The sequence below is a fragment of the Roseiarcus sp. genome (assembly GCF_049514155.1).
In the GTDB taxonomy this organism is placed as follows: Bacteria; Pseudomonadota; Alphaproteobacteria; order Rhizobiales; family Beijerinckiaceae; genus Roseiarcus.
Genome location: NZ_JBEKVH010000062.1, coordinates 1 through 20,730, shown reverse-complemented (window position 1 = coordinate 20,730; position 20,730 = coordinate 1). Strand labels below are relative to the sequence as shown.

The 20,730-nt window shown below is 67.6% G+C and carries 18 protein-coding genes; 7 read left to right on the top strand and 11 right to left on the bottom strand.

The annotated features are described in order from the left end of the window. From ABSF49_RS10895 to ABSF49_RS10885, 3 genes are all read left to right on the top strand, one after another. The coding region (locus ABSF49_RS10895; protein WP_424112677.1) for a glycoside hydrolase family 94 protein at positions 1-4,374 on the top strand (4,374 nt) is incomplete at its 5' end. A 331-nt stretch (positions 4,375-4,705) separates the two neighbouring features. Next, positions 4,706-5,653 (top strand): transglutaminase family protein, encoded by a 948-nt coding sequence (locus ABSF49_RS10890; protein WP_424112676.1) that lies wholly within the window; start codon positions 4,706-4,708, stop codon positions 5,651-5,653. 198 nt (positions 5,654-5,851) lie between these two features. Further along, on the top strand, positions 5,852-6,172 hold the full coding sequence (locus ABSF49_RS10885; RefSeq protein WP_424112675.1) for a hypothetical protein: 321 nt from the start codon (positions 5,852-5,854) through the stop codon (positions 6,170-6,172). Between the two features lie 59 nt (positions 6,173-6,231). On the opposite strand, the gene ABSF49_RS10880 is transcribed toward ABSF49_RS10885, so the two are convergent. From ABSF49_RS10880 to ABSF49_RS10850, 7 genes are all read right to left on the bottom strand, one after another. Beyond that, positions 6,232-6,750, bottom strand: coding sequence for an NADH-quinone oxidoreductase subunit B family protein (locus ABSF49_RS10880; protein ID WP_424112674.1), 519 nt, complete (start codon positions 6,748-6,750; stop codon positions 6,232-6,234). Between the two features lie 16 nt (positions 6,751-6,766). Next, on the bottom strand, positions 6,767-8,227 hold the full coding sequence (locus tag ABSF49_RS10875; RefSeq protein WP_424112673.1) for a hydrogenase large subunit: 1,461 nt from the start codon (positions 8,225-8,227) through the stop codon (positions 6,767-6,769). A gap of 12 nt (positions 8,228-8,239) precedes the next feature. Next, positions 8,240-9,688, bottom strand: coding sequence for a hydrogenase 4 subunit F (locus tag ABSF49_RS10870; protein WP_424112672.1), 1,449 nt, complete (start codon positions 9,686-9,688; stop codon positions 8,240-8,242). Beyond that, on the bottom strand, positions 9,685-10,347 hold the full coding sequence (locus tag ABSF49_RS10865) for a hydrogenase-4 component E (RefSeq protein WP_424112671.1): 663 nt from the start codon (positions 10,345-10,347) through the stop codon (positions 9,685-9,687). The genes ABSF49_RS10870 and ABSF49_RS10865 overlap by 4 nt, the downstream gene beginning before the upstream one ends. Further along, entirely contained in the window at positions 10,344-11,306 is a 963-nt protein-coding gene (locus tag ABSF49_RS10860; RefSeq protein ID WP_424112670.1) for a respiratory chain complex I subunit 1 family protein, read from the bottom strand. The genes ABSF49_RS10865 and ABSF49_RS10860 overlap by 4 nt, the downstream gene beginning before the upstream one ends. After that, the gene (hyfB, locus tag ABSF49_RS10855) at positions 11,303-13,336 is read right to left on the bottom strand and encodes a hydrogenase 4 subunit B (RefSeq protein WP_424112669.1); all 2,034 of its coding nucleotides are present in this window, start codon (positions 13,334-13,336) and stop codon (positions 11,303-11,305) included. The genes ABSF49_RS10860 and hyfB overlap by 4 nt, the downstream gene beginning before the upstream one ends. A 144-nt stretch (positions 13,337-13,480) precedes the next feature. Beyond that, positions 13,481-14,290, bottom strand: coding sequence for an inositol monophosphatase family protein (locus tag ABSF49_RS10850; RefSeq protein WP_424112668.1), 810 nt, complete (start codon positions 14,288-14,290; stop codon positions 13,481-13,483). A 160-nt stretch (positions 14,291-14,450) separates the two neighbouring features. Here ABSF49_RS10850 and ABSF49_RS10845 point away from each other — a divergent pair, with 160 nt between their 5' ends. From ABSF49_RS10845 to ABSF49_RS10835, 3 genes are all read left to right on the top strand, one after another. After that, a complete protein-coding gene (locus ABSF49_RS10845; protein WP_424112667.1) occupies positions 14,451-14,981 on the top strand; it encodes a hypothetical protein in 531 nt (176 codons plus the stop codon). 64 nt (positions 14,982-15,045) lie between these two features. Next, positions 15,046-15,888: a universal stress protein gene (locus ABSF49_RS10840; protein ID WP_424112666.1), complete on the top strand. Its 843-nt coding sequence runs from the start codon at positions 15,046-15,048 to the stop codon at positions 15,886-15,888. A gap of 79 nt (positions 15,889-15,967) precedes the next feature. After that, entirely contained in the window at positions 15,968-17,083 is a 1,116-nt protein-coding gene (locus ABSF49_RS10835) for a 5-methyltetrahydropteroyltriglutamate--homocysteine S-methyltransferase (RefSeq protein WP_424112665.1), read from the top strand. 109 nt (positions 17,084-17,192) lie between these two features. Here ABSF49_RS10835 and ABSF49_RS10830 read toward each other — a convergent pair whose 3' ends face one another. Continuing rightward, positions 17,193-17,624: an RbsD/FucU family protein gene (locus ABSF49_RS10830; RefSeq protein ID WP_424112664.1), complete on the bottom strand. Its 432-nt coding sequence runs from the start codon at positions 17,622-17,624 to the stop codon at positions 17,193-17,195. Positions 17,625-17,635: 11 nt separating this feature from the next. Next, positions 17,636-18,625, bottom strand: coding sequence for an aldo/keto reductase (locus ABSF49_RS10825; protein WP_424112678.1), 990 nt, complete (start codon positions 18,623-18,625; stop codon positions 17,636-17,638). 263 nt (positions 18,626-18,888) lie between these two features. On the opposite strand from ABSF49_RS10825, the gene ABSF49_RS10820 reads away from it, so the two are divergent. Next, positions 18,889-19,401, top strand: coding sequence for a YbhB/YbcL family Raf kinase inhibitor-like protein (locus ABSF49_RS10820; protein WP_424112663.1), 513 nt, complete (start codon positions 18,889-18,891; stop codon positions 19,399-19,401). A gap of 37 nt (positions 19,402-19,438) precedes the next feature. On the opposite strand, the gene ABSF49_RS10815 is transcribed toward ABSF49_RS10820, so the two are convergent. Next, on the bottom strand, positions 19,439-19,645 hold the full coding sequence (locus tag ABSF49_RS10815) for a hypothetical protein (RefSeq protein ID WP_424112662.1): 207 nt from the start codon (positions 19,643-19,645) through the stop codon (positions 19,439-19,441). Between the two features lie 286 nt (positions 19,646-19,931). Continuing rightward, the coding region (locus ABSF49_RS10810) for a methylmalonyl-CoA mutase family protein (RefSeq protein ID WP_424112661.1) at positions 19,932-20,730 on the bottom strand (799 nt) is incomplete at its 5' end.

Genomic DNA, 20,730 nt, shown 5'->3' with positions numbered 1-20,730 from the left:
TGGGGCATATCCGAATCCGCCTACAACGCCCGCGACCTGGAGTTCACCTACCAATACTCGAACTTCGGCGTTCCCGGTCTCGGGCTGAAGCGGGGCCTCGGCGAGAACAGGGTCATCGCGCCCTACGCCACCGCGCTGGCGGCGATGGTCGATCCGCGCGCTGCGGCGGCCAATTTGGCGCGTTTGGCTGAGGTCGGCGCGTTAGGTCGCTACGGCTTTTACGACGCGCTGGATTACACGCCGGCGCGCGTGCCGGAGGGCGAAAGCGTCGCCATCGTGCGCGCCTTCATGGCGCATCATCAGGGCATGACGATCGTCGCCGTCGCCGACGCTCTGTTCAAGGGCGTGATGCGGCGGCGCTTCCATGCCGAGCCGATCGTCAAAGCCAGCGAACTGTTGCTGCAGGAGCGCATGCCGCGCGACGTCGCCGCCACGCGCCCGTGGGCGGCTGAAGTGAAGTCGGCCGCCAGCGCGCGCGACGTCGAGCCTTCCGGCGGACGGCGATTCCTCTCCGCGGATCAGGCGACGCCCGCCACGCATCTTCTCTCCAACGGTCGCTACGCCACCATGCTGACGTCGGCGGGCTCGGGTTACAGCCGCTGGGGCGATTTGGCGCTGACGCGCTGGCGCGAAGATGCGACCTGCGACGACTTCGGCTCCTTCCTCTTCATCAAGGACGTGCGCAGCGGCGTGGCGTGGTCGGCGGGCTTCCAACCGAGCGGCGTCGAGCCGGACGCCTATGCCGTGGCCTTCAACGAGGACCGCGTCGAGGTGACGCGCCGCGACGGCTCGCTGACGACGACGTTGGACGTACTTGTATCCGGCGAGGACGACGCCGAAGTTCGCCGCGTTTCGATCACGAATTCCGGCGTCGGCGCCCGCGAGATCGAAATCACGTCGTACGCCGAGATCGTTCTCGCGCCTCAGAGCGCCGACATCGCGCATCCAGCCTTCTCGAAACTGTTCGTTGAAACTGAGTATCGGGCCGACATCGGCGCGATCGTGGCGACCCGGCGAAGACGGGCGCCGACCGACGCGGAAATCTGGGCCGCGCATCTGAGCGTCGTCGACGGCGAAGCGGTAGGCGCGCCCGAATTCGAGACCGACCGAGCGCGATTCCTCGGTCGCGGCCGCGGCGTTCGCACACCTATCGCCGTGACGGACAGCCGTCCGCTGTCGAATTCGTCCGGCGCCGTCCTCGACCCCATCTTCTCGATCCGCCGCCGCATCCGCGTTGCGCCAGGCGCGACCGTTCGCGTGGCCTTTTGGACCATCGCCGCCTCCAGCCGCGCCGCGCTGCTCGACGGCGTCGACAAGCATCGCGACGCCACCGCGTTTGCGCGCGCTTCGATGCTGGCGTGGACGCAGGCTCAGGTGCAACTCCACCATCTCGGCGTGACGGCGGGCGAGGCGGGGCTGTTTCAGCGGCTTGCCGGACACGTGATCTATGCGGCGTCGGCCTTGCGCCCATCCTCGGATGCGATCGTGCGGAGCGGCGGCGCGCAGTCCGGTCTGTGGCCACAGGGGATTTCCGGAGATTTGCCGATCGTGCTTTTGCGCATCGCCGATGTCGAGCATCTCGACGTCGTCCGTGAATTGCTGCAAGCGCACGAGTATTGGCGGATGAAACAGCTCGCCGTCGATCTCGTCATCCTGAACGAGCGCCGATCGTCCTATGTCCAGGAGCTTCAGATCGCCATCGAGACGCTGGTCAGAGCAAGCCAGTCGCGTCCGCAGCCCGGCGCGGAACGGCCGGCGGGCCGCATCTTCGTATTGCGCGCCGACCTGATCCCGGTCGAAACGCGGGCCCTTCTGACTTCCGTCGCGCGGGTCGTTCTGCCGGCGCAGCGCGGCGGGCTGTTCGAGCAGCTCGAGCATATCCTGGAGCCAGTCGAATCTCCGAGGGTCGCGCGGAAGCGCGTCGTCGCGCGGTTGGCGCCGCCGTTCCGGCCACACCCTCCCGACCTCGAATTCTTCAACGGGCTCGGCGGGTTCACGCGAGACGGGGCCGAGTACGTCACCATCCTCGGGCCGGGCCAATCGACCCCCGCGCCGTGGATCAACGTCATCGCCAACCCGACATTCGGCTTCCAGACGGGAACCGAGGGCGGCGGCTACACTTGGTCCGTCAACAGTCGCGAGAATCAGATCACGCAATGGTCGAACGACCCCGTCGGCGACCGAAGCGGCGAAGCCCTCTATTTGCGCGACGACGATGCCGGCGACGTGTGGGGTCCGACGGCGCTTCCCATCCGCGACGCGGCGGCGACATACACGGCCCGCCACGGCCGCGGCTATAGCCGGTTCGAGCATGTCGCGCACGAGATCGCCTCCGATCTCGCGCAATACGTGCCCGTCGACGATTCGATCAAGATTTCGCGCCTCGTGCTGACCAATCGGTCGAGCCGCCCGCGCCGGATCAGCGTGACCGCCTACGTCGAATGGGTTCTCGGCTCGTCGCGTTCGGCCTCGCTGCCGTTTGTGTGCACCGAACTCGACGGCGTCACCGGGGCGATCTTCGCCCGCAACCCCTGGAACATGGGCTTCGGATCGCGCGTCGCTTTCGCCGACTTGCGCGGCGCCCAGAGCGATTGGACCGGGGATCGACGCGAGTTCATCGGGCGCAACGGCGCGCTTGCCGATCCCGCCGCGCTCGCCGGCGCGGCGGCGCTGTCGAAGAAGGTCGGCGCCGGTCTCGACCCTTGCGCGGCGATGCGCACGAAGATCGAACTGCCGCCCTACGGCAGCGTCGAAGTCGTCTTCTTGCTTGGCGAGGCGGCGACCGCTGACGAGGCGCGCAGTCTGATTACGCGCTACCGCGCCGCCGATCTCGACGGCGTCGAAGCCGAGATCGCGCGCAAGTGGGACGACATTCTCGGCGCCGTCGTCGTCAAGACGCCGGATCGCTCGATGGACGTCATGCTCAACGGCTGGCTGATCTACCAGACGCTGAGTTGCCGCATCTGGGCGCGCTCCGCCTTCTATCAGGCGAGCGGCGCCTATGGATTTCGCGATCAATTGCAGGATGGCGCGGCGCTGGCCGCCGCGCTGCCGTCGCTGACGCGCGAGCACTTGCTGCGCGCCGCTGGGCGCCAGTTCGTCGAAGGCGATGTCCAACATTGGTGGCTGGCGCATTCCGGACAGGGCGTGCGCACCCGCATCTCCGACGATCGCCCGTGGCTGGCCTTTGCCGTGGCCCATTACGTCGACGCCACGGCGGACGTCGCCGTCCTCGACGAGACGATCCCGTTCCTCGAAGGCCAGGCGCTGGAGCCCGGCGAGGTCGACAGCTTCTTTGCGCCCGTCGTCTCGGAACGGACCGCGACCTTGTTCGAGCATTGCGCGCTCGCTCTCGACGCGAGCCTCGCGCTCGGCGGCCACGGGCTTCCGCTGATAGGAACCGGCGACTGGAACGACGGCATGAACCGCGTCGGCGAAAAGGGCGCCGGCGAAAGCATTTGGCTCGGTTGGTTCCTGCACGCGGCCCTGACCGCTTTCATTCCGCTCGCTCAGACGCGCCGGGAGACGAAACGGGTCGCGAAATGGACGGCGCACGCCGCGGGATTGCGGGCCTCGCTCGAGCGCGAGGCGTGGGACGGCGATTGGTATCGGCGGGCCTATTTCGACGACGGCGAGCCGCTGGGCTCGGCGGCGAGCGAGGAATGTCGGATCGATGCGATCGCCCAATCCTGGGCCGTGCTCTCGGGCGCCGCGGCGCCGGAACGGGCGGCGCGAGCGATGGCCGCGGTCGAACGCGAGCTGATCCGGCGCGACGACGGCCTGGCGCTGCTGTTCGCGCCGCCGTTCGACAAGTCGGCGCTGGATCCCGGCTACGTCAAGGCGTATCCGCCCGGCGTGCGCGAGAACGGCGGCCAGTACACCCATGCCGCCGCGTGGTCGGCGATGGCCTTCGCCGCGCTCGGCGATGGCGACACGGCGGTCGCGCTGTTCTCGCTGCTCAACCCCATCAACCACGCGCGCACCCGCACCGACGTGCTGCGCTACAAGGTGGAGCCCTACGTGGTCGCGGCCGACGTCTACGCGACGGCGCCCCATGTCGGGCGCGGCGGCTGGACCTGGTACACGGGCTCGGCCGGCTGGATGCAACGCGCGGGAGTCGAGAGCATTCTCGGACTGCGCCTTCGCGGCGCCTTCCTACATCTCGACCCCTGCATACCGAAAGCGTGGCCGAAGTTCGAGATCAGCGTTCGGCGGCAATCGGCGCGCTACGAAATCGTCGTCGACAACCCCGCCGGCGTCAGCCGAGGCGTCCGCTTCGCCGAGATCGACGGGAATGAAATCACCGAGCGGCCGTTGCGACTGCGCCTGGCCGACGACGGCGCCGTCCACCGCGTTCGCGTCACCTTGGGCTGAGACGCGCCGCCGCCGCGCGCCAGCCGCTGGCGCCTTGCTTCGACTTGATGTGGCGTCAGGGCAACGCGCCGGCGCCGTATACTCAGCGCCGCGGTCGATCCGCCGCGGCGCTCCGCCGACGGGGCCGAAAGATCTCCGGTCAGGTCGAACGTTGAGTTAAACTCATGAGGCGCCTAACATTTCTTGATATCGACACTATCTTTGGCATACGCGGTCGACCGCGCGCCGGCCGCAGCGAAAGCCTTGCGGCGGCAAAGCGCATCTTTCGTCCCGGGTTCGCGCCGAGGCGCCGGGTGGACGACGTCTGCTCCATTGGCGCGAGGAATTGCCGATGATTCCGCTCACGGTTCGTCATCGCACGACCTACCGGTATCATCGGGCGGTGAGCCTGGGGCCACATCGATTGATGCTGCGCCCGCGCGAAAGCCGTGACCTGCGGTTGATCTCGAGCGCGGTGACCGTTGCGCCGGCGGCGCAGGTCACATGGGCGCACGACGTCTTCGGCAATTCCGTCGCAACCGCCATGTTTCAAGGCGCGACCGACTGCCTGGTCATCGACAGCGTCGTGGAACTCGAGCTCTACAGCTCCGCGTGGCCGGTTTTCGACATCGCGGCCTCGGCGATCGTCTATCCGTTTCGCTATTCCGACGACGAATGGACGGACCTCGGCGCGCTGACCATCCAGCAATATTCGGACCCGACCGGTCGGTTGGCGAAATGGGCGCGGGGGTTCGTCGGCGGCGATCGAACCGATACGCTCGCGCTGCTCAAGGACCTCAGCCTCGGCGTCTCCGCTTGGATCCGTTACCAGAGCCGCGACGACGAAGGCACGCAGTCGCCGCGAGAAACGCTGGATCGCGGCTGGGGCTCTTGCCGGGATTTCGCCGAACTGTTCGTCGAAGCGGCGCGATGCCTCGGTTTCGGCGCCAGGATCGTCTCGGGCTACCTCTTCAATCCCGATCGCAGTCTGACAGGATCCGCCGACGCCGGATCGACCCACGCCTGGGGCGAAGTCTTCGTCTCCGGCGCTGGTTGGATCAGCTTCGATCCGACCAACCGTAGCGTCGGCGGCTCCAACCTCATCCCCGTCGCCGTCGCCCGCAATGTCCGCCAAGCCATGCCGGTCGCCGGCAGCTACGTCGGAAACAGCGACGCGTTCGCGGGGATGGCGGTGGAAGTCCTGGTGACCTCAAATGCCGCTCCGCCCGGGAATCGCGCCCTCGAAGCGAGGTCGAGCGTCGGCGGGGCGCCTAAGGATGCGGATCGTTTCCGAGCCTGACGGGACGCGCCAACGCGTTCGCCCTCGACGAGAAGCATAGCTGATGAAATGACCCATTCCGCGCTCACCCCTCTTCTCGGCCGCGAGTTCGACGATTTCCTATTCGCGTCGATCGGCGAGGACCGAAATGGAACGACGCTGAGCGTCCTTTCGGCGCTGGCTCGATTCGACGTCGACCCGTGGCAAGAGACCGCGAGCTTGGCGCGCATGCCCAAGGAAAGGGCGACGGAGCGGCTGGCTGCGCTGATCGCCGCCACGCCGATGGACTCGGCGACAGGTCTATCCGCGGCGACAATAGCCGCTCGCTTGATCGCGCTCTTGCCGCGATCTCCGAGCTACAAGGTTTCCGCTCCTGCGGCGCTGTTCAAAGCCGCCGCTGTCGCGCCTTCCCGGCTCTTCATATCGCTGAGCGTTCTCGCGCTATTGCTTGCCGGCTATTTCATCTTCGTGGCCCATCCTTCATCCGGAAACGGCTCCAACCCGGCTATGACGACAAGCGAGACCTCGGCGCCGCGCTAGACGCGCCTTGCGCCCATGGCCGACCCGCGTAGCGGGGCCCAGGCGTCAGATTTTCACGGCTAGCGCCCGCGGCCGTCGAGCAGCGCCAGCAACGCTTTCAGCAGCGTCGCTGGTCGCGGCGGGCAGCCGGGCACGTGGAGATCGACCGGCACGACCTCGCCGATCCCGCCGACGATGGCGTAGCTGCCGGCGAAGGCGCCGCCGTCCTTGGCGCAGGCGCCGCAGGCGACCACCCATTTGGGCGCCGGCGTCGCGGCGTAGGTCCGCTCGAGCGCCTCGCGCATGTTGCGCGTCACCGGTCCCGTCACCAGCAGCACGTCGGCGTGACGCGGCGAAGCAACGAAGCGCAGGCCGAAGCGCTCGAGATCGTAGAAGGCGTTGCCGAGCGCGTGAATCTCGAGCTCGCAGCCGTTGCACGAGCCGGCGTCGACGTGACGAATCGACAGGCTGCGGCCGAGGGTCGCGGCGGCGGCGCGCTCGACCTCCTGCGCCAGCGCGGCGAGTTCGGGATCGTCGGGGCCCGGCGCCGCTTCGGTCAGCGGACCGTTCAGCAGCCCCTCGATCAGCGTTCGGCGCATCGTCTCCTCGCCTTCCTCAGAGGTCGCAACCTGAATAGGAACAGTTGAACGACTTGTTGCACAGCGGGAAGTCGGCGACGATGTTGCCCTCGATCGCCGCTTCGAGCAGCGGCCACTGGAACCACGACGGGTCGCGCAGATGGCAGCGCGCGATCCGTCCGTCGTCGTCAAGCCGCACGTGGACGAAGACGTCGCCGCGGAACCCTTCGACCAGCGCCCAGCCTTCGCCGGCTCGGCCGGCGGGCTCGCGCTCCGAGCGGATCGGGCCGACCGGCAGCCGATCGAGGATCTGGCCGATCAGGCGCAACGATTCCTCGACTTCGCGGATGCGCACCCACACCCGCGCGTTGACGTCGCCCTCTTTCCACACCGGCGTCTCGAAACGCAGCTCGTCGTAGGGCGAATAGGGATGGTCGCGGCGCGCGTCGAAGTCGCGGCCCGAGGCGCGGCCGATCACCCCGCCGCAACCGAAGCGCTGCGCCAGTCCGGGATCGAGCCTGCCGGCGCCCACGGTGCGGTCCTGCAGCGAGGCGGTGTTGTCGTAGAGCTCGACCAGGCGCGGAAACCGGTCGCGGATCGTCGTCGTCAGCTCGCGCAAGGCGGCGCGGCGATCGCGATCGAGATCGACGAGGACGCCGCCCGGCGCGACGCGATCCATCATCAGCCGATGGCCGAAAGCGGCGTCGGCGGCGCGCAGCGTCAGCTCGCGCAGCACGCCGGTATGGGCGTGCATCAGCGCGAACGAGGCGTCGTTGCAGATCGCGCCGATGTCGCCGAGGTGATTGGCGACCCGCTCGATCTCGGCCATCAGCGCCCTCAGCCAAGCGGCCCGCGGCGGCGCGACCATTCGAGTCGCCGCTTCGATCGCGCGGGCGAAGGCGATCTGGTAGGCGACCGTGCTGTCGCCGCTGACCCGGCCGGCGAGCTCGGCGCCGCGCGCGAGATCGGCGCCGGCCATCAAACGCTCGACGCCTTTGTGGACATAGCCGAGCCGCTCCTCCAGCCGCACGATCGTCTCGCCGCTGGCGTGAAAGCGGAAATGGCCCGGCTCGATGATCCCCGCATGCACGGGCCCGACCGGAATCTGATGCAGCCCGACGCCTTCGGCGCCGAGAAAGGCGTAGCGCTCCGGTTCGCCGCCGCCCGCCGGGGCGTTTGATCCGAGCGGATGGCGGAGCGGCCAGCGGCCATGGTCGAGCCAAGGCCGCGCGTCGGGCGCGCCTTTCGCCTTCAGCCCACTGAGGTCGGCGATCGCGCGCTCGAGGCGGATCGCCGGCGCATGCGCCGCGCCGACCGAGGGAAAAGCGCCGTCGACGGCGGCGTAGCGGAAGAGCTCGACTTCCGGCCGCGCCGCCGACAGCGCCATGCGCGCTTCCGTCCCGTCGGCCCACAAGGCGACGAGCCGCGCTTCGCCGGCCGCGAGCCGCCGAATCGCCTCGCCCCAAGTCTCGTCTTGCGTCGGTTTGGCCGTCGTCATGCGCGGGCTCCCCTAGCGCAACATCGCCGCGACGTGCTGGAACCAGGCGACCAGCGGCGGCGGCAGATAGAGACCGGCCACGAGAACCAGCCCGAGATGGGCCGCGATCGGCAGCGAGGACGCCGTCGAGCGCCTGTCGCCCGGGCTCGGCTCGCCGAACGCCATCCCCTGCAGGCGCAGGATCAACGCGCCGAAGGCGAGCAGCAGTCCCAAGACCAGCAGCAGCGCCAGCCAAGGCTGGCGCGCAAAGGTCGAGCTGACGACCAGGAACTCGCTGGTGAAAATGCCCAACGGCGGCAGCCCGGCGATGGCGAAAACGCCGACGACCAGGCTCCAGCCGAGCGCCGGATGGGAGACGGTCAGGCCTCGGATGTCGGCGATCTTCTGCGTTCCCTTGGCCTGCGCGATATGGCCGACGGTAAAGAAGATCGCCGACTTGGTCAGCGAGTGCATCGTCATGTGCAGCAGACCGGCGAAATTGGCGAGCGGCCCGCCCATGCCGAAAGCGAAGACGATGATCCCCATGTGCTCGATCGACGAGAACGCGAACAGGCGTTTGATGTCGCGCCGGCGGTAGAGCATGAAGGCGGCGAAAATCAGCGAGACGATGCCCAGCGTCGCCATCAGCGGGCCAGGCGCGATCGCGCCGGCGTTGGCGTCGAGCAGCAGCTTGAACCGCAGCACCGCGTAGAGCGCGACGTTGAGCAACAGCCCCGAAAGGACCGCCGAGATCGGCGTCGGGCCTTCGGCGTGCGCGTCGGGCAGCCAGGCGTGCAGCGGCGCGAGTCCGACCTTGGTGCCGTAGCCGAGCATCAGGAAGACGAAGGCGAGGTTGAGCAGCGCCGGCTCGAATTCGCCGACCCGCGCGATCAGCTTCGTCCACACCATGCCGTCGATCCCTTCGCCCATCACCGGGCGCGCCGCCATGTAGACGAGAATGGTGCCGAACAGCGCCAGCGCGATGCCGACGCTGCCGAGGATGAAGTATTTCCACGCCGCTTCGATCGCCTCGGGCGTGCGGTAGATGCCGACCATCGCCACCGTGGTCAGCGTCGCCATCTCGATCGCCACCCACATCAGGCCGATGTTGTTGGCCAACAGCGCGAGATTCATCGCGAACAGCAGCGTCTGGTACATCGCGTGATAGAAGCGAAGATGGCGCCGCGTCAGCCGACCGATCTCCAGCTCGTGGGCGATATAGCTGGCCGAGAACACGCTCGAAGTGAAGGCGACAAAGGTGTTGAGGACGACGAAGACGATGTTGAGGTCGTCGACCAGAAAATAGTCACTGCTCGCCGGCTTGGAGAACAGAAACGAGATCGCGGCGACAAAGGTCGCCAACGACGACGCGACGTTGATCGCCGCCGACAGCCGATAGCCGGGCAGCAAGGCGAGCAGCGCCGCCGTCGCCGCCGGCAGGATCAGGATCGCCGCCACGCCGTCGAAAGGGAGCCCGCTCACAGTCGGTCTCCCTGGAATTGGTCGAGCGCTCGCGCGTCGACGGTCTCGAACCGCTCGCTGATGCGGAACAGAAACACGCCGATCACCGTCAAGGCGACCAGCACAGAAAACGCGACGGCGATTTCGACCACCAGCGGCATGCCCTTGGCGCCCGCTGCAGCGAGGATCAGCCCGTTCTCGAGCGACATGAAGCCGACCACCATGCTGACCGCGTTGCGCCGCACCACCATCATCAGCATGCCGAGCAGCACCACCGACAAAGCAAAGGCGAGATCTTCGCGCGCCAGCGCGTCCGCCTCGCTCGCAACACGCAGCATCACCACCACCGACAGCGCCACCAGCGCCAGGCCGGCGAGCATGGTCGGGCCGATGCCGACGACGTTCTCGACGTCGCGGTGAATGCCGAGTCGGGCGATGATGCGATGCAACGCCACAGGAATGATGATCGCCTTGAACGCAAATGCGATCGCCGCGGTGACATACAGATGCGCCGCGCCCTGCACATAGGCCTGCCAGGCGACGGACAGCGACAGCACCACGGCTTGCAGCGCGAACACATTGAGCAGCGCGTAGAGCCGCGTCTGGTAGAGCAGCATGAAGCTGACCAGCACCAGCGCGCCGGCGAGCAGATGCGAGACGTCGAACGAGAGCCCGGTCATTTCAGCGTCCGCGATACGAACAGCAGCAGCGCGCCGAGAAAACCGAGCATCAGCGCCGCGCCGAGGAAATCCGGCACCCGGAAGACGCGCATCTTGGCGATGCTGGTCTCGAACGTCGCCAGCATCAACCCAGCGACCCCCAGTTTGACGACGTAGACGACGGCCCCGAACAGGCGATCGCCGACGCCAGCGTCAGCGATCGCCAGGCCCCAGGGCGCAAAGACGCAGACAATCAGCGAGATGTAGAGCAGCAATTTGAGCATCGAGGCGAGTTCGATCACCGCGAGGTGCCGCCCGGAATATTCGAGGATCATCGCCTCGTGGACCATCGTCAGTTCGAGATGGGTGGCGGGATTGTCGACCGGGATGCGGCCGTTCTCCGCCAATGCGACGATGATCAGCGCGATCAGCGCCATGCCGAGCGTGACGCGCAATCCGACCGCCGACGACGCCATGAAGGCCGCGACGGTGGAGAGTTGCGTCGAACCCGCGATGAGCGCGAGGCTGAACACGATGACGATCATCGCCGGCTCGGCAAGCGTGGCGAACATCGCCTCGCGGCTGGCGCCCAAGCCGCCGAAACTTGTGCCGACGTCGAGCCCGGCGAGCGCGAGGAAGAACCGCGCCGCGCCGAGCAGGGCGATGATGGCGATCAGGTCCGCCGACCAACTGAACAACAGCCCGGTGGCGAAGGTCGGGATCAGCGCCGCCGCGACCCATGTCGCGGCGAGGACGACATAGGGCGCGACGCGGAACAGCCAGGAGGCGCCTTCGGCGACCACCGCCTCCTTGCGCGCCAACCGGGCGAGGTCCCGATAGGGCTGGAGCAACGGCGGGCCCTCGCGTCGCAGCAGCCGCGCCTTCGCTTTGCGCACCAGCCCGGTCAACAGCGGCGCCAGGCCGACGACCAGCAGCATCTGCAGGAGCTGGAAGACCAGATTGACGGCGAGATCGGTCATGGCCAGGCCGCGAGCACGAGAAGAAGCGCGACCAACGCCGCGAGGACGACGCTCAGATATTGCCGGATGGTGAGAAACTGCAGTCGGTTGAGTCGGGTGGAAAGATAGGTGACCGCAGCGACGACCGGCAGATAGATCGTTTCCCATACGAGATCGTTCATCACGACCTTGATGCGGGCCGGTCGCATGTCGCCCGGCGCTGGCATGTCGACCTCGGCCCGGGCGCCGAAGGCGAAGCCGCCGAACACGCGCCGAATCGGCTCGGCGAAACTGGTGGCCGTGTATTGCGTGGCCGGGCTGGGCTCGGGAAAACCGCAATCCCAGGCTGGCGCCCTTCGCACGGCGTCGGAAGCCAGCCGATGGATCGCCGCGGCGCCCAGAGAGGCGGACGCGACAATGAACAGGAACACGAGAAGGCCGTTGTAGGAGCTGCGGCTTTCGGCGATGGGCACGATCGACAGCCAGTCGATCCCCATTTGCACCGGCATCCGGGCGCCGACGAGACTTCTCACCACCGGCGCCAAAGCGTCGATGAACAGGCCCGGCAAGACGCCGGCGATCAGGCACAGCGTCGCGAATGCGAACATCGCCGCGAGCGAGAAGCGATCGGCCTCCGTCGCGCGCTTGGCCGCCTCCGTCCGGGCCCGTCCGAGAAAGGTTATGCCGAACGCCTTGACGAAGCATGCGGCGGCGAGCGCGGCTGATAGCGCGAGCAACGCCCCGACAGCCGGCACCAACAGCTTCAGACCCCATGAAGGCAGTTGGGGACTGAGCAGGATCGCCTGGAAGGTCAGCCATTCGGAGACGAAGCCGTTGAACGGCGGCAGCGCCGAGATGGCGACCGAACCGACAAGGAACGTAAACGCGGTCAGCGGCATGAGGCGGATGAGGCCGCCCAGATGCTCCATGTCGCGTTCCCCCGTGGAGGTCAGCGCCGCGCCGGCGCCGAAAAACAGCAAGCTCTTGAAGACGGAATGATTGAACACGTGCAGCAGACCGGCGGTCAGCGCCAGCGCCGCCGCCGAGGGCATGTCGAAGGCCTTGAAAGCGAGGGCGAGCCCAAGTCCGATGAAGATGATGCCGATGTTCTCCACCGTGTGATAGGCGAGCAAGCGCTTGAGGTCGTGCTGCATCAGCGCGTAGAGAACGCCCATGACCGCGGTGATTCCGCCGAGCGCCAGCACCACGAGGCTCCACCACCAGGCGGGCGGCCCCAACAGATCGAACGCGATGCGGACGAAAGCGTAGACCGCCACTTTCGTCATCGCGCCGCTCATCAGCGCGGAGACGTGGCTGGGCGCGGCGGGATGGGCGAGCGGCAGCCAGACATGAAGCGGCGCGAGGCCGGCCTTCGACCCGGCGCCGACCAGCGTCAATGCAAGCACGAGGCCCGCCAGCCCGGGCGTCGCGGCGTTGGCGCGCATCGCCCCGAAGTTGTAAGCCTCCGCCGGGAAGACATAGGTTCCCGCCGGGCTCGCCAGCAGACCGAACGCAAGCAGCAGCGCGATAGCGCCAAAGCTCGCCATGACGATATAGACGTAGCCCGCGCGCCGGTTGTCGGAATCGCGGTGATGCGCCATGACCAGCGCCCAGGAGGCGAGCGACATGAACTCCCACGACACCAGGAAGGAATAGGCGTCGTTCGCCAGCAGCACGAGATTCATGCCGGCCAGAAAGGCGGGATAGAACGGCAGCACGCGCGCGGGATCGCGCTCGTGGCGCCCGTAGCCAATCCCGTAGAGGCTCGCGGCGGTCGCGCCGAGGTCGACCACGATCACGAAGAACGCCGACAGCGCGTCGAGGCGAAAATGCGCGCCGATCCACGGCAGGCCGATCGGCAGCGCAAGCTCCTCGGGCGCGTGACGGCCGAGCAGGTGATAAGCCCCGCCGACGAGCAGAACCGAACCGATCGCGCAGGCCGCGGCGTAGATGAAGACGCCGCCGTTCCGGCTTCGCGCCGCCGCAATCGCCGCTAGGCTCAACGCCAGCAGCGCGGCGTCGCCGCCAAGGAGCAGGACGAGCGCGCTCATCGTCGCGCGGCTTTCGCGGAACCGCCGCCGCGCCAGCCCCCGCGGCGACGGCGAACGATCGGATCAGGGAACATCGAGGCCAAGGACCGAATCTCAGGTTCTGTAATGCTAGCGTCGCGGCCGGGGCGCGCGTCAAGCCCTGAATTATCTCGGGCGCGCGCCCGAAGCGCCGCGCAGCAGCCCCAACATCTCGCGGTGGATGAACTCGTTGCCGCACAGGATATCGCCGGTCTTCAGGTAATCAGCGCCGCCGTCGCAATCGGTGACGAAGCCGCCGGCCTCGCGCACGATCAGCTCCCCGGCGGCGATGTCCCAGGAATGGAGGCCGCGCTCCCAAAAGGCGTCGAAGCGGCCGTTGGCGACATAGCAGAGATCGAGCGAAGCGCAGCCGAGGCGGCGGACGTTGACGACGCGCGCCATCACCGCCGCCAGATCGGCCTTGAAGGCCGGATGTTCGGCCATCTTGCCGAGGTGGGGAATGCCGCAGCCGATCAGCGCTTGCGACAGCTCGCGCCGCGCCGCGACGCGCATCCGGCGCGCGCCGCCGAACGCCCCCTGCCCTTTTTCGGCGACATAGGTCTCATCGGTGGCGGGGTTGTAGACGACGCCGGCGACGATCTGGCCCTCGCGCTCGAGCGCGATCGAAATGGCGAAGATCGGGATGGCGTGGAGGAAATTGGTCGTCGCGTCGAGCGGGTCGATGTGCCAGGTGTGGCTCTTGTCGGAGCCTTCGACGCGGCCGGCCTCCTCCATCACGAAGCCGTAGCCCGGCCGCGCCTTGGAAAGCTCGTCGAAGATCGTCTTTTCCGACCGCTTGTCGGCAAGACTGACGAAGTCGCCGGGCCCCTTGAGCGACACCTGCAATTGCTCGACCTCGCCGTAATCGCGCTTCAGACCGCGGCCCGCCTTGATGGCGGCGTTGGTCATGATGGTCATCAGGGCGGAGCGGATCATCGCGGGGGGTTTCCAGGGGGAATTGGCGGTCGCTTTAGGGGATGGGGACCGGCGGCGCAACTTGGGCGCGGCCACAGCCCCTGTCGCGGCGGGTTGAACCCGGACCCGGCCACCGTCATTATGCCGCCCGGCGGCGATCAGGCCGCCGGGGGAGAAGGCCATGGGAGCGAGGCTTCGCATCCTGCTCGCCGCCGGGCTCTTGAGCGCGGGCTACGCCGGCTGGCTGTTGGGATCAGGCGTCGCCGCGGCGGCGGAATCGAGCGGCTGCGACCAGTTCAAGTGGCCGATCGCCCACGAGCAGGCGGCGCTCGCCGCTCCGGCCGCCGGGCCGCTCGCGCCCGGCGCGACGCTGCCGGCCGACGCCGGGGCGCGGCTGAAGCTCATCCCGTTCGCCGAGGCCAAGCTCGCGCTGGCGCCGGAGCGGCCGCCCAAGTTCTCGCCGAGCTACGCGGGGGCCTTCGCCCTCGACGCCCCCGCAGCGGCGGGGGTCTACAAGGTCACCCTGTCGGCGGGAGGCTGGATCGACGTCGTCCAGGACGGCAAGTTCCTCAAGGCGGTCGCCTTCTCCGAGGCGACCGGCTGCGCCAACGCGCGCAAAAGCGTCAAGTTCCGAATCGCCGCCGAACCGGCAACGCTGCAACTGACCGGCGTCGGCGATCCCGACATCGCGGTCGTCGTTTCCCCGGAATAGGCCGCTCCAGCCTCGCTCAACGCCCGGTGGTCACAATGCCGCGGCCTCAATGGCGGAACAAACCATGGCGCCAGCCAGTCCGCAACGTCCGGTCATCGTCCATCCAACTGATTTTGCGCCGGGCGACGCCGCCGCGATGGCCCACGCCGTCGCGATGGCGCTGGCGTCGAAGTCGATCCTGCGGCTGCTGCTGGTCCGGGTCGACAACCAGTCGTTCTATTCGCCGACGCAGGGGTTACGCCAAGTTCGCGACCTGTTGGTCGGCTGGGGCGTGCTGGGGCCGGACGCCGCCTACGACCGCTGGGAGAAGGACCTCGACCTGCAAGTGTCGAGCGTCAGCGTCGCCGCGCGCAACGCCCGCGCCGGCATCCTCGAATATCTCGAGGACGCGTTCTGCAATCTGGTCGTTCTCGCCAACTACCCCAACAAGGCGCTGACCCGTTGGACCGACGCGTCGGTCCACACCAGTTTGCTGCGCAAGGGGCGGATGATGAGCCTGTTCCTGCGCGAAGGCCGGCGCGGGTTCGTCGACCCGAAGACCGGCGCCATCGGCCTCAAGCGGATCCTGATGCCGATCGCCAGCGGCCTCGACAGCGTTCCGGCGATCCGCCGCATCCAAGCGATGCTGGCGCTGATCGACAGCGGCGCTGAAATCAGGCTCATGCATGTCGGCAAGCGCCCTCCCGCTCTCGTCGACGAGAACGACGTCACCCTCGACATGCCGATCCTGCTGCGCGACGGCGCGGTGGTCGAAACCATCCTCGCCGCCGCCGACGAACTCCAGGTCGACGCGATCGCCATGCCGACGGCTGGTCGCCACGGCCTGCTCGACGCGGTGCGCGGCAGCGCCAGCGCGCAGGTGCTGGAGGACGCGCGTTGGCCGCTGCTGGCCGTGCCGGTCGGCTGACGCCCCGCGCAAGGTCCGCGGATTGCCAATGCCCCCTGCTCTGGTAGAACCTCGCCCAACCAGATCAGGGAGGACTACGATGACCCAGCCGCCATTCCGCGCCGATCATGTCGGCAGCTTTCTCCGCCCCGAGCGGCTGAGGGCGGCGCGCGAGAGATTTTTCGCCAAGACCCTGCCGGCCGGGGAACTGCGCGCGATCGAGGACGCATGCATCCGCGAGGTCGTGCGCGCGCAGGAAAACGTTGGCCTCAAGGGGATCACCGACGGCGAATTCCGCCGCACCTATTTCCACGTCGACTTCCTCGAACGGCTCGACGGCGTCGAGACCCACTACGGCGAGTTCGTCGCCAAATTCCGCAAGGACGACGGCAGCGAAGTCGGCTTCAAGCCGCCGACCATGCACGTCGAAGGCAAGATCCGCCACGCCAAGCCGATCCAGGGCCCCGACTTCGACTTCCTCAAGAGCGTCGTGACCAGGACGCCGAAGGTCTGCATCCCGGCGCCGTCGATGCTGCATTTCCGCGGCGGCCGGCAGGCGATCAGCGAGAGCGCCTATCCCGACCTCGAACCGTTCTACGTCGATCTCACCGCCGCCTATCGCGACGAGATCGCCGATCTGGCGGCGCGCGGCTGCCGCTACCTGCAGCTCGACGACACCAATCTCGCCTATCTCTGCGATCCGAAGATCCGCGAGAGCACGCGCGCCCGCGGCGACGATCCTGACGCGCTCACCCGGCTCTACTGCCGTTTGGTCAATGACGCGATCCGCGACCGGCCGAAGGACATGACGATCTCGGTCCATCTCTGCCGCGGTAATTTCAAGAGCGCCTGGGTCGCCGAGGGCGGCTACGAGCCGGTCGCCGAAATTCTGCTCAACGAAATGAAGATCGACGGCTTCTTCCTCGAATACGACGACGAGCGCTCGGGCGACTTCGCGCCGCTGCGCTTCACGCCGAAGGGCAAGACGATCGTCCTCGGGCTGATGAGCTCCAAACATCCCGAGGCCGAACCCAAGGACGCGGTCAAGCGGCGCATCGACGAAGCGTCGAAATACGTCGCGCTCGAGCAATGCGCGCTGAGCCACCAGTGCGGCTTCTCCTCGACCGCGCACGGCAACGACCTCGCCGAGGCCGACGAGTGGCGCAAGCTCGAGCGCTGCGTCGCGGTCGCGCGCGAAGTGTGGGCCGACGCCTGAGCGGCGCGGCCTCAGCCGTTCGCGAATGGAGCGCCGCCATCGCCCGCGCGATCAGCATCGCGCGCGGAGAGCAGTTCCCGCGCGCCTGCGGCATTGCAACGCCGTCTCGTCAGTCGGGGCGGATCACGCCCTTCTTGAGGATGATGTTGCCGTAAAGTCGGCGCTCGGCGGTCGACAGGATGGCGAAGCTGTGTTTGGCGCGCTCGTAAAAGGCGAAGCGCTCGATGCCGCCGAGCTTGAACTGCGGCCCCTCGCGGCGGGCGATGATGGCGCGGAATTCAGCGAAGATCGGTTCTTCCTGGTTCGGATGGTCGACGACCTGCATACGCCAGCACGCCTCGGGAACGAAGGTGTCGAGCGGCAAGACGCTCAACACCGCGTCGAGCGTCCGCGTCGCGTCGACGTCGAGGCGAATGACGTCGGGACCGGCGGATTGGGCGGGATAGTTCGCGTCGACGATCGTCAGCTCGTCGCCGTGCCCCATCGCCTGCAGGACATAGAGAAGGTCCGGGCCGAGCAGGGGATCAATCGATTTCAACATGGTTGGCTCCTTCAACGTGGAGTTGGCGCGTCGGCGCGCAAAAGGCCTTTGGCCTTCAGCTCCCGCCACATCGCCGCTGGTATTTGGGCGCTGAGCATCGCGGCGTTTCGCCGCACTTCGCCCGGTTTCTGGCCGCCTGGAATGACGCTGACGATCGCTGGATGGCTGAGCGGGAAGCGCAGCGCGGCCTCCGCCAGCTTGACGCCGTGGGCCTTGCAGACCGTCTCAATGCGGCGCACGCGCTCGAGCACGGCCGGCGGCGCCGGCCGGTAGTCGTAGCGGGCGCCGCGTTTGGGTCCGGTGGCGAGAACGCCAGAATTGAACGGCCCGCCGATGACGACGCCGATTTTCTTGTCGACGCAATACGGCAGGAACGACTGCAACGCCTCCTGCTCGAGCAGGGTGTAGCGGCCGGCGAGCAGGAACACGTCGAAATCGCCGGCGCGCGCCAGCGTCTCGGCGACCTCCCACTCGTTGATCCCGGCCCCGATCGCCCGAATCGCGCCGCTGTCGCGCAACTTCGCCAGCGCCTTGTAGCCGCCTTCCATGAATTCGCGCGCGCGCGCGTCGGCCGCTTCCCGCGTGCCATGGGTGAAGACGTCGACGTCATGACAATAGACGATGTCGACGCGGTCGAGACCGAGCCGCTCGAGCGAGAATTCGAGCGAGCGCATCACGCCGTCGTAACTGTAATCGAAGCTTTCGCGACGGGACGGCGTCTCGAAGAACCCGGTTTGAAACGAGCGTTCCTCGGGCTGGCAGAGATGCAGCAGTCGACCGACCTTGGTCGAGATCACAAAGGCGTCGCGCGGCTTGGCGCGCAGGAATCCGTTCAGCCGCGTCTCGGAGAGCCCGAGGCCGTAGATAGGCGCGGTGTCGTAGTGGCGGCAGCCGACCGCCCAGGCGGCGTCGAGGGTCGCGCGCGCCTCCTTCTCCGTCATCGGCCGGTAGAGGTTGCCGAGCGGCCCAGCGCCGAAGCCGAGTTCGGTGAATTGCAGCATCGCCCCGGAGCGCGCCGCAAGATTGCGTTTGCGCCCTGCGCGCGCAAATTTGGCCTCCCGCATGGCTTCCTCCGCGTCGACCGAACGCTTCTCGTCGCGCAAGCATTTCGTCATACAATCGGCTTCGCGCGCTCGTCAAATCGCCTTCGTCACAATTGATTGCGCGAAGCGCAGGCGCTTCGGCGCTTGCCAATCCCTCGCCAGTCAGCACAATCGGTTGAACCGCCGCGCTCGCGGCGGGCCAATGGATTGGGGAGAGTCCGATGAGCGCGCAGACGACGACCGCCGGATTCATATTGGCCAGCTCCGACATTGCCGAGGGCGAACTCATCGGCGCGATGCACACGTTTAACGGGTTCGGCTGCGCCGGCGGCAACATCTCGCCGGCGCTGAGCTGGTCGGGCGCGCCGCCCGAGACTAAGAGTTTCGCGCTGACGTGCTACGATCCCGACGCCCCAACCGGCAGCGGCTTCTGGCATTGGGTCGTGTTCAACATTCCGGCGACCGTCACGCGCCTGCCTCGCGGCGCCGGCGATCCCAAGAGCGCGGCGGCGCCGAAGGGCGCGGTGCAGAGCCGCACCGACTACGGCGTAGTCGGCTATGGCGGCCCCTGCCCGCCGCCCGGCGACAAACCGCATCGCTACCAGTTCACCATGTTCGCCGTCGACGTCGCCAAGCTCGACGCCGAAGAGCAATCCTCCGCCGCTGTGGTCGGCTTCAACCTGCACTTCCACACGCTGGCCAAGGCGAGGCTGACCGGATTGTACGGCCGCTGAGCGAATTCGCTCCCTACCGAGCGAGAGCGCTGCGGCCTCAGTGCGGCCGGTAAATGCGATCCTGCTCGACGATGAAATCGCGCAGTCGATCGAGGGCGGGATGGCCCGGCGACTCGCAGGCTAGCGAGTCGTGAATCCTGTCGAGCCCCACGCGCGCAACTGCCCAGTCGATCTGCGACGTCTCCAGCAGCTCGCGCGTATATTCGATTGTCCGATCGACAATCGCGTAGATTTTTTCGCCCACCGCAATCTCTCCCGACGGGAAATCACGGTGTCAAGCGCAATACGGGGGCCGATTACGTAATGCGCCGTGTGCGCCAAAATGGGACGCCTGACACGCTTGCGCCACCGCGGCTGTTGCGCCTCAGAGCAATTTGCGTTCTGCCGATGTCGCCATCAACGCGATGCGCGCAGCCGCGAAGCGATCCCGGGGTTCGAAAGGCTCGAGCCCTATGGACGCCTGGATCGCTTCGTGGCTGCGCGCAATAACCGGATGGCGCGATCCCACGCAACCGCAATCCGCTCCAACCTCACACCGCGCCGCGCTGGACGTAACCGCGCCGCTGGTTGAGCCGCTCGATCAGGCTCTGCGCCGATGCGGCGATCGCCGTGCCGGGCGGAAAGATCGCGTCGACGCCGGCGGCGCGCAAAGGCGCGAAATCCTGCTCGGGCACGACGCCGCCGACGACGACCAGCGCCTCGCCGAGGCCGACCGCCGTCAACGCCGCCTTCAGCGCCGGCGCCAGCGCGAGATGCCCCGCGGCGAGCGACGAGACGCCGACGATGTCGACGCGTTTCTCCGCCGCGAGCGCTGCGACTTCCTCGGGCGTGGCGAACAACGGGCCGATCTCGACCTCGAAGCCAAAGTCGGCGAACGCCGAGGCGATGATCTTCTGGCCGCGGTCGTGGCCGTCCTGGCCCATCTTCGCCACCAGAATGCGCGGCGGCCGGCCTTCGTTCTCGGCGAAGGCCCGGGTCATGGCGATGACGCGCCGGTTGGCGTCGTCTCCGTCGCCCGCTTCGGCGAGATAGACGCCGGAAATCGATTTCGCTTCGGCGACGTGGCGGCCGAACGCCTTCTCCATCGCCAGCGAAATCTCGCCGACGGTCGCCTTGGCCCGCGCCGCTTCGACGGAGAGTTGTAAGAGATTGGCGCTCCCCTTCGCGCCCTCGGTGAGAGCGTTCAAGGCGGCTTGCGTGCGCGCCTCGTCGCGCTCGGCGCGCAGCCGTTGCAGCTTCTCGATCTGCAGGGCACGGACGCTGGCCGCGTCGACCTTCAGCACGTTGAGCTCGCGCTCCACAGTCGGCGGAAACACGTTGACGCCGATC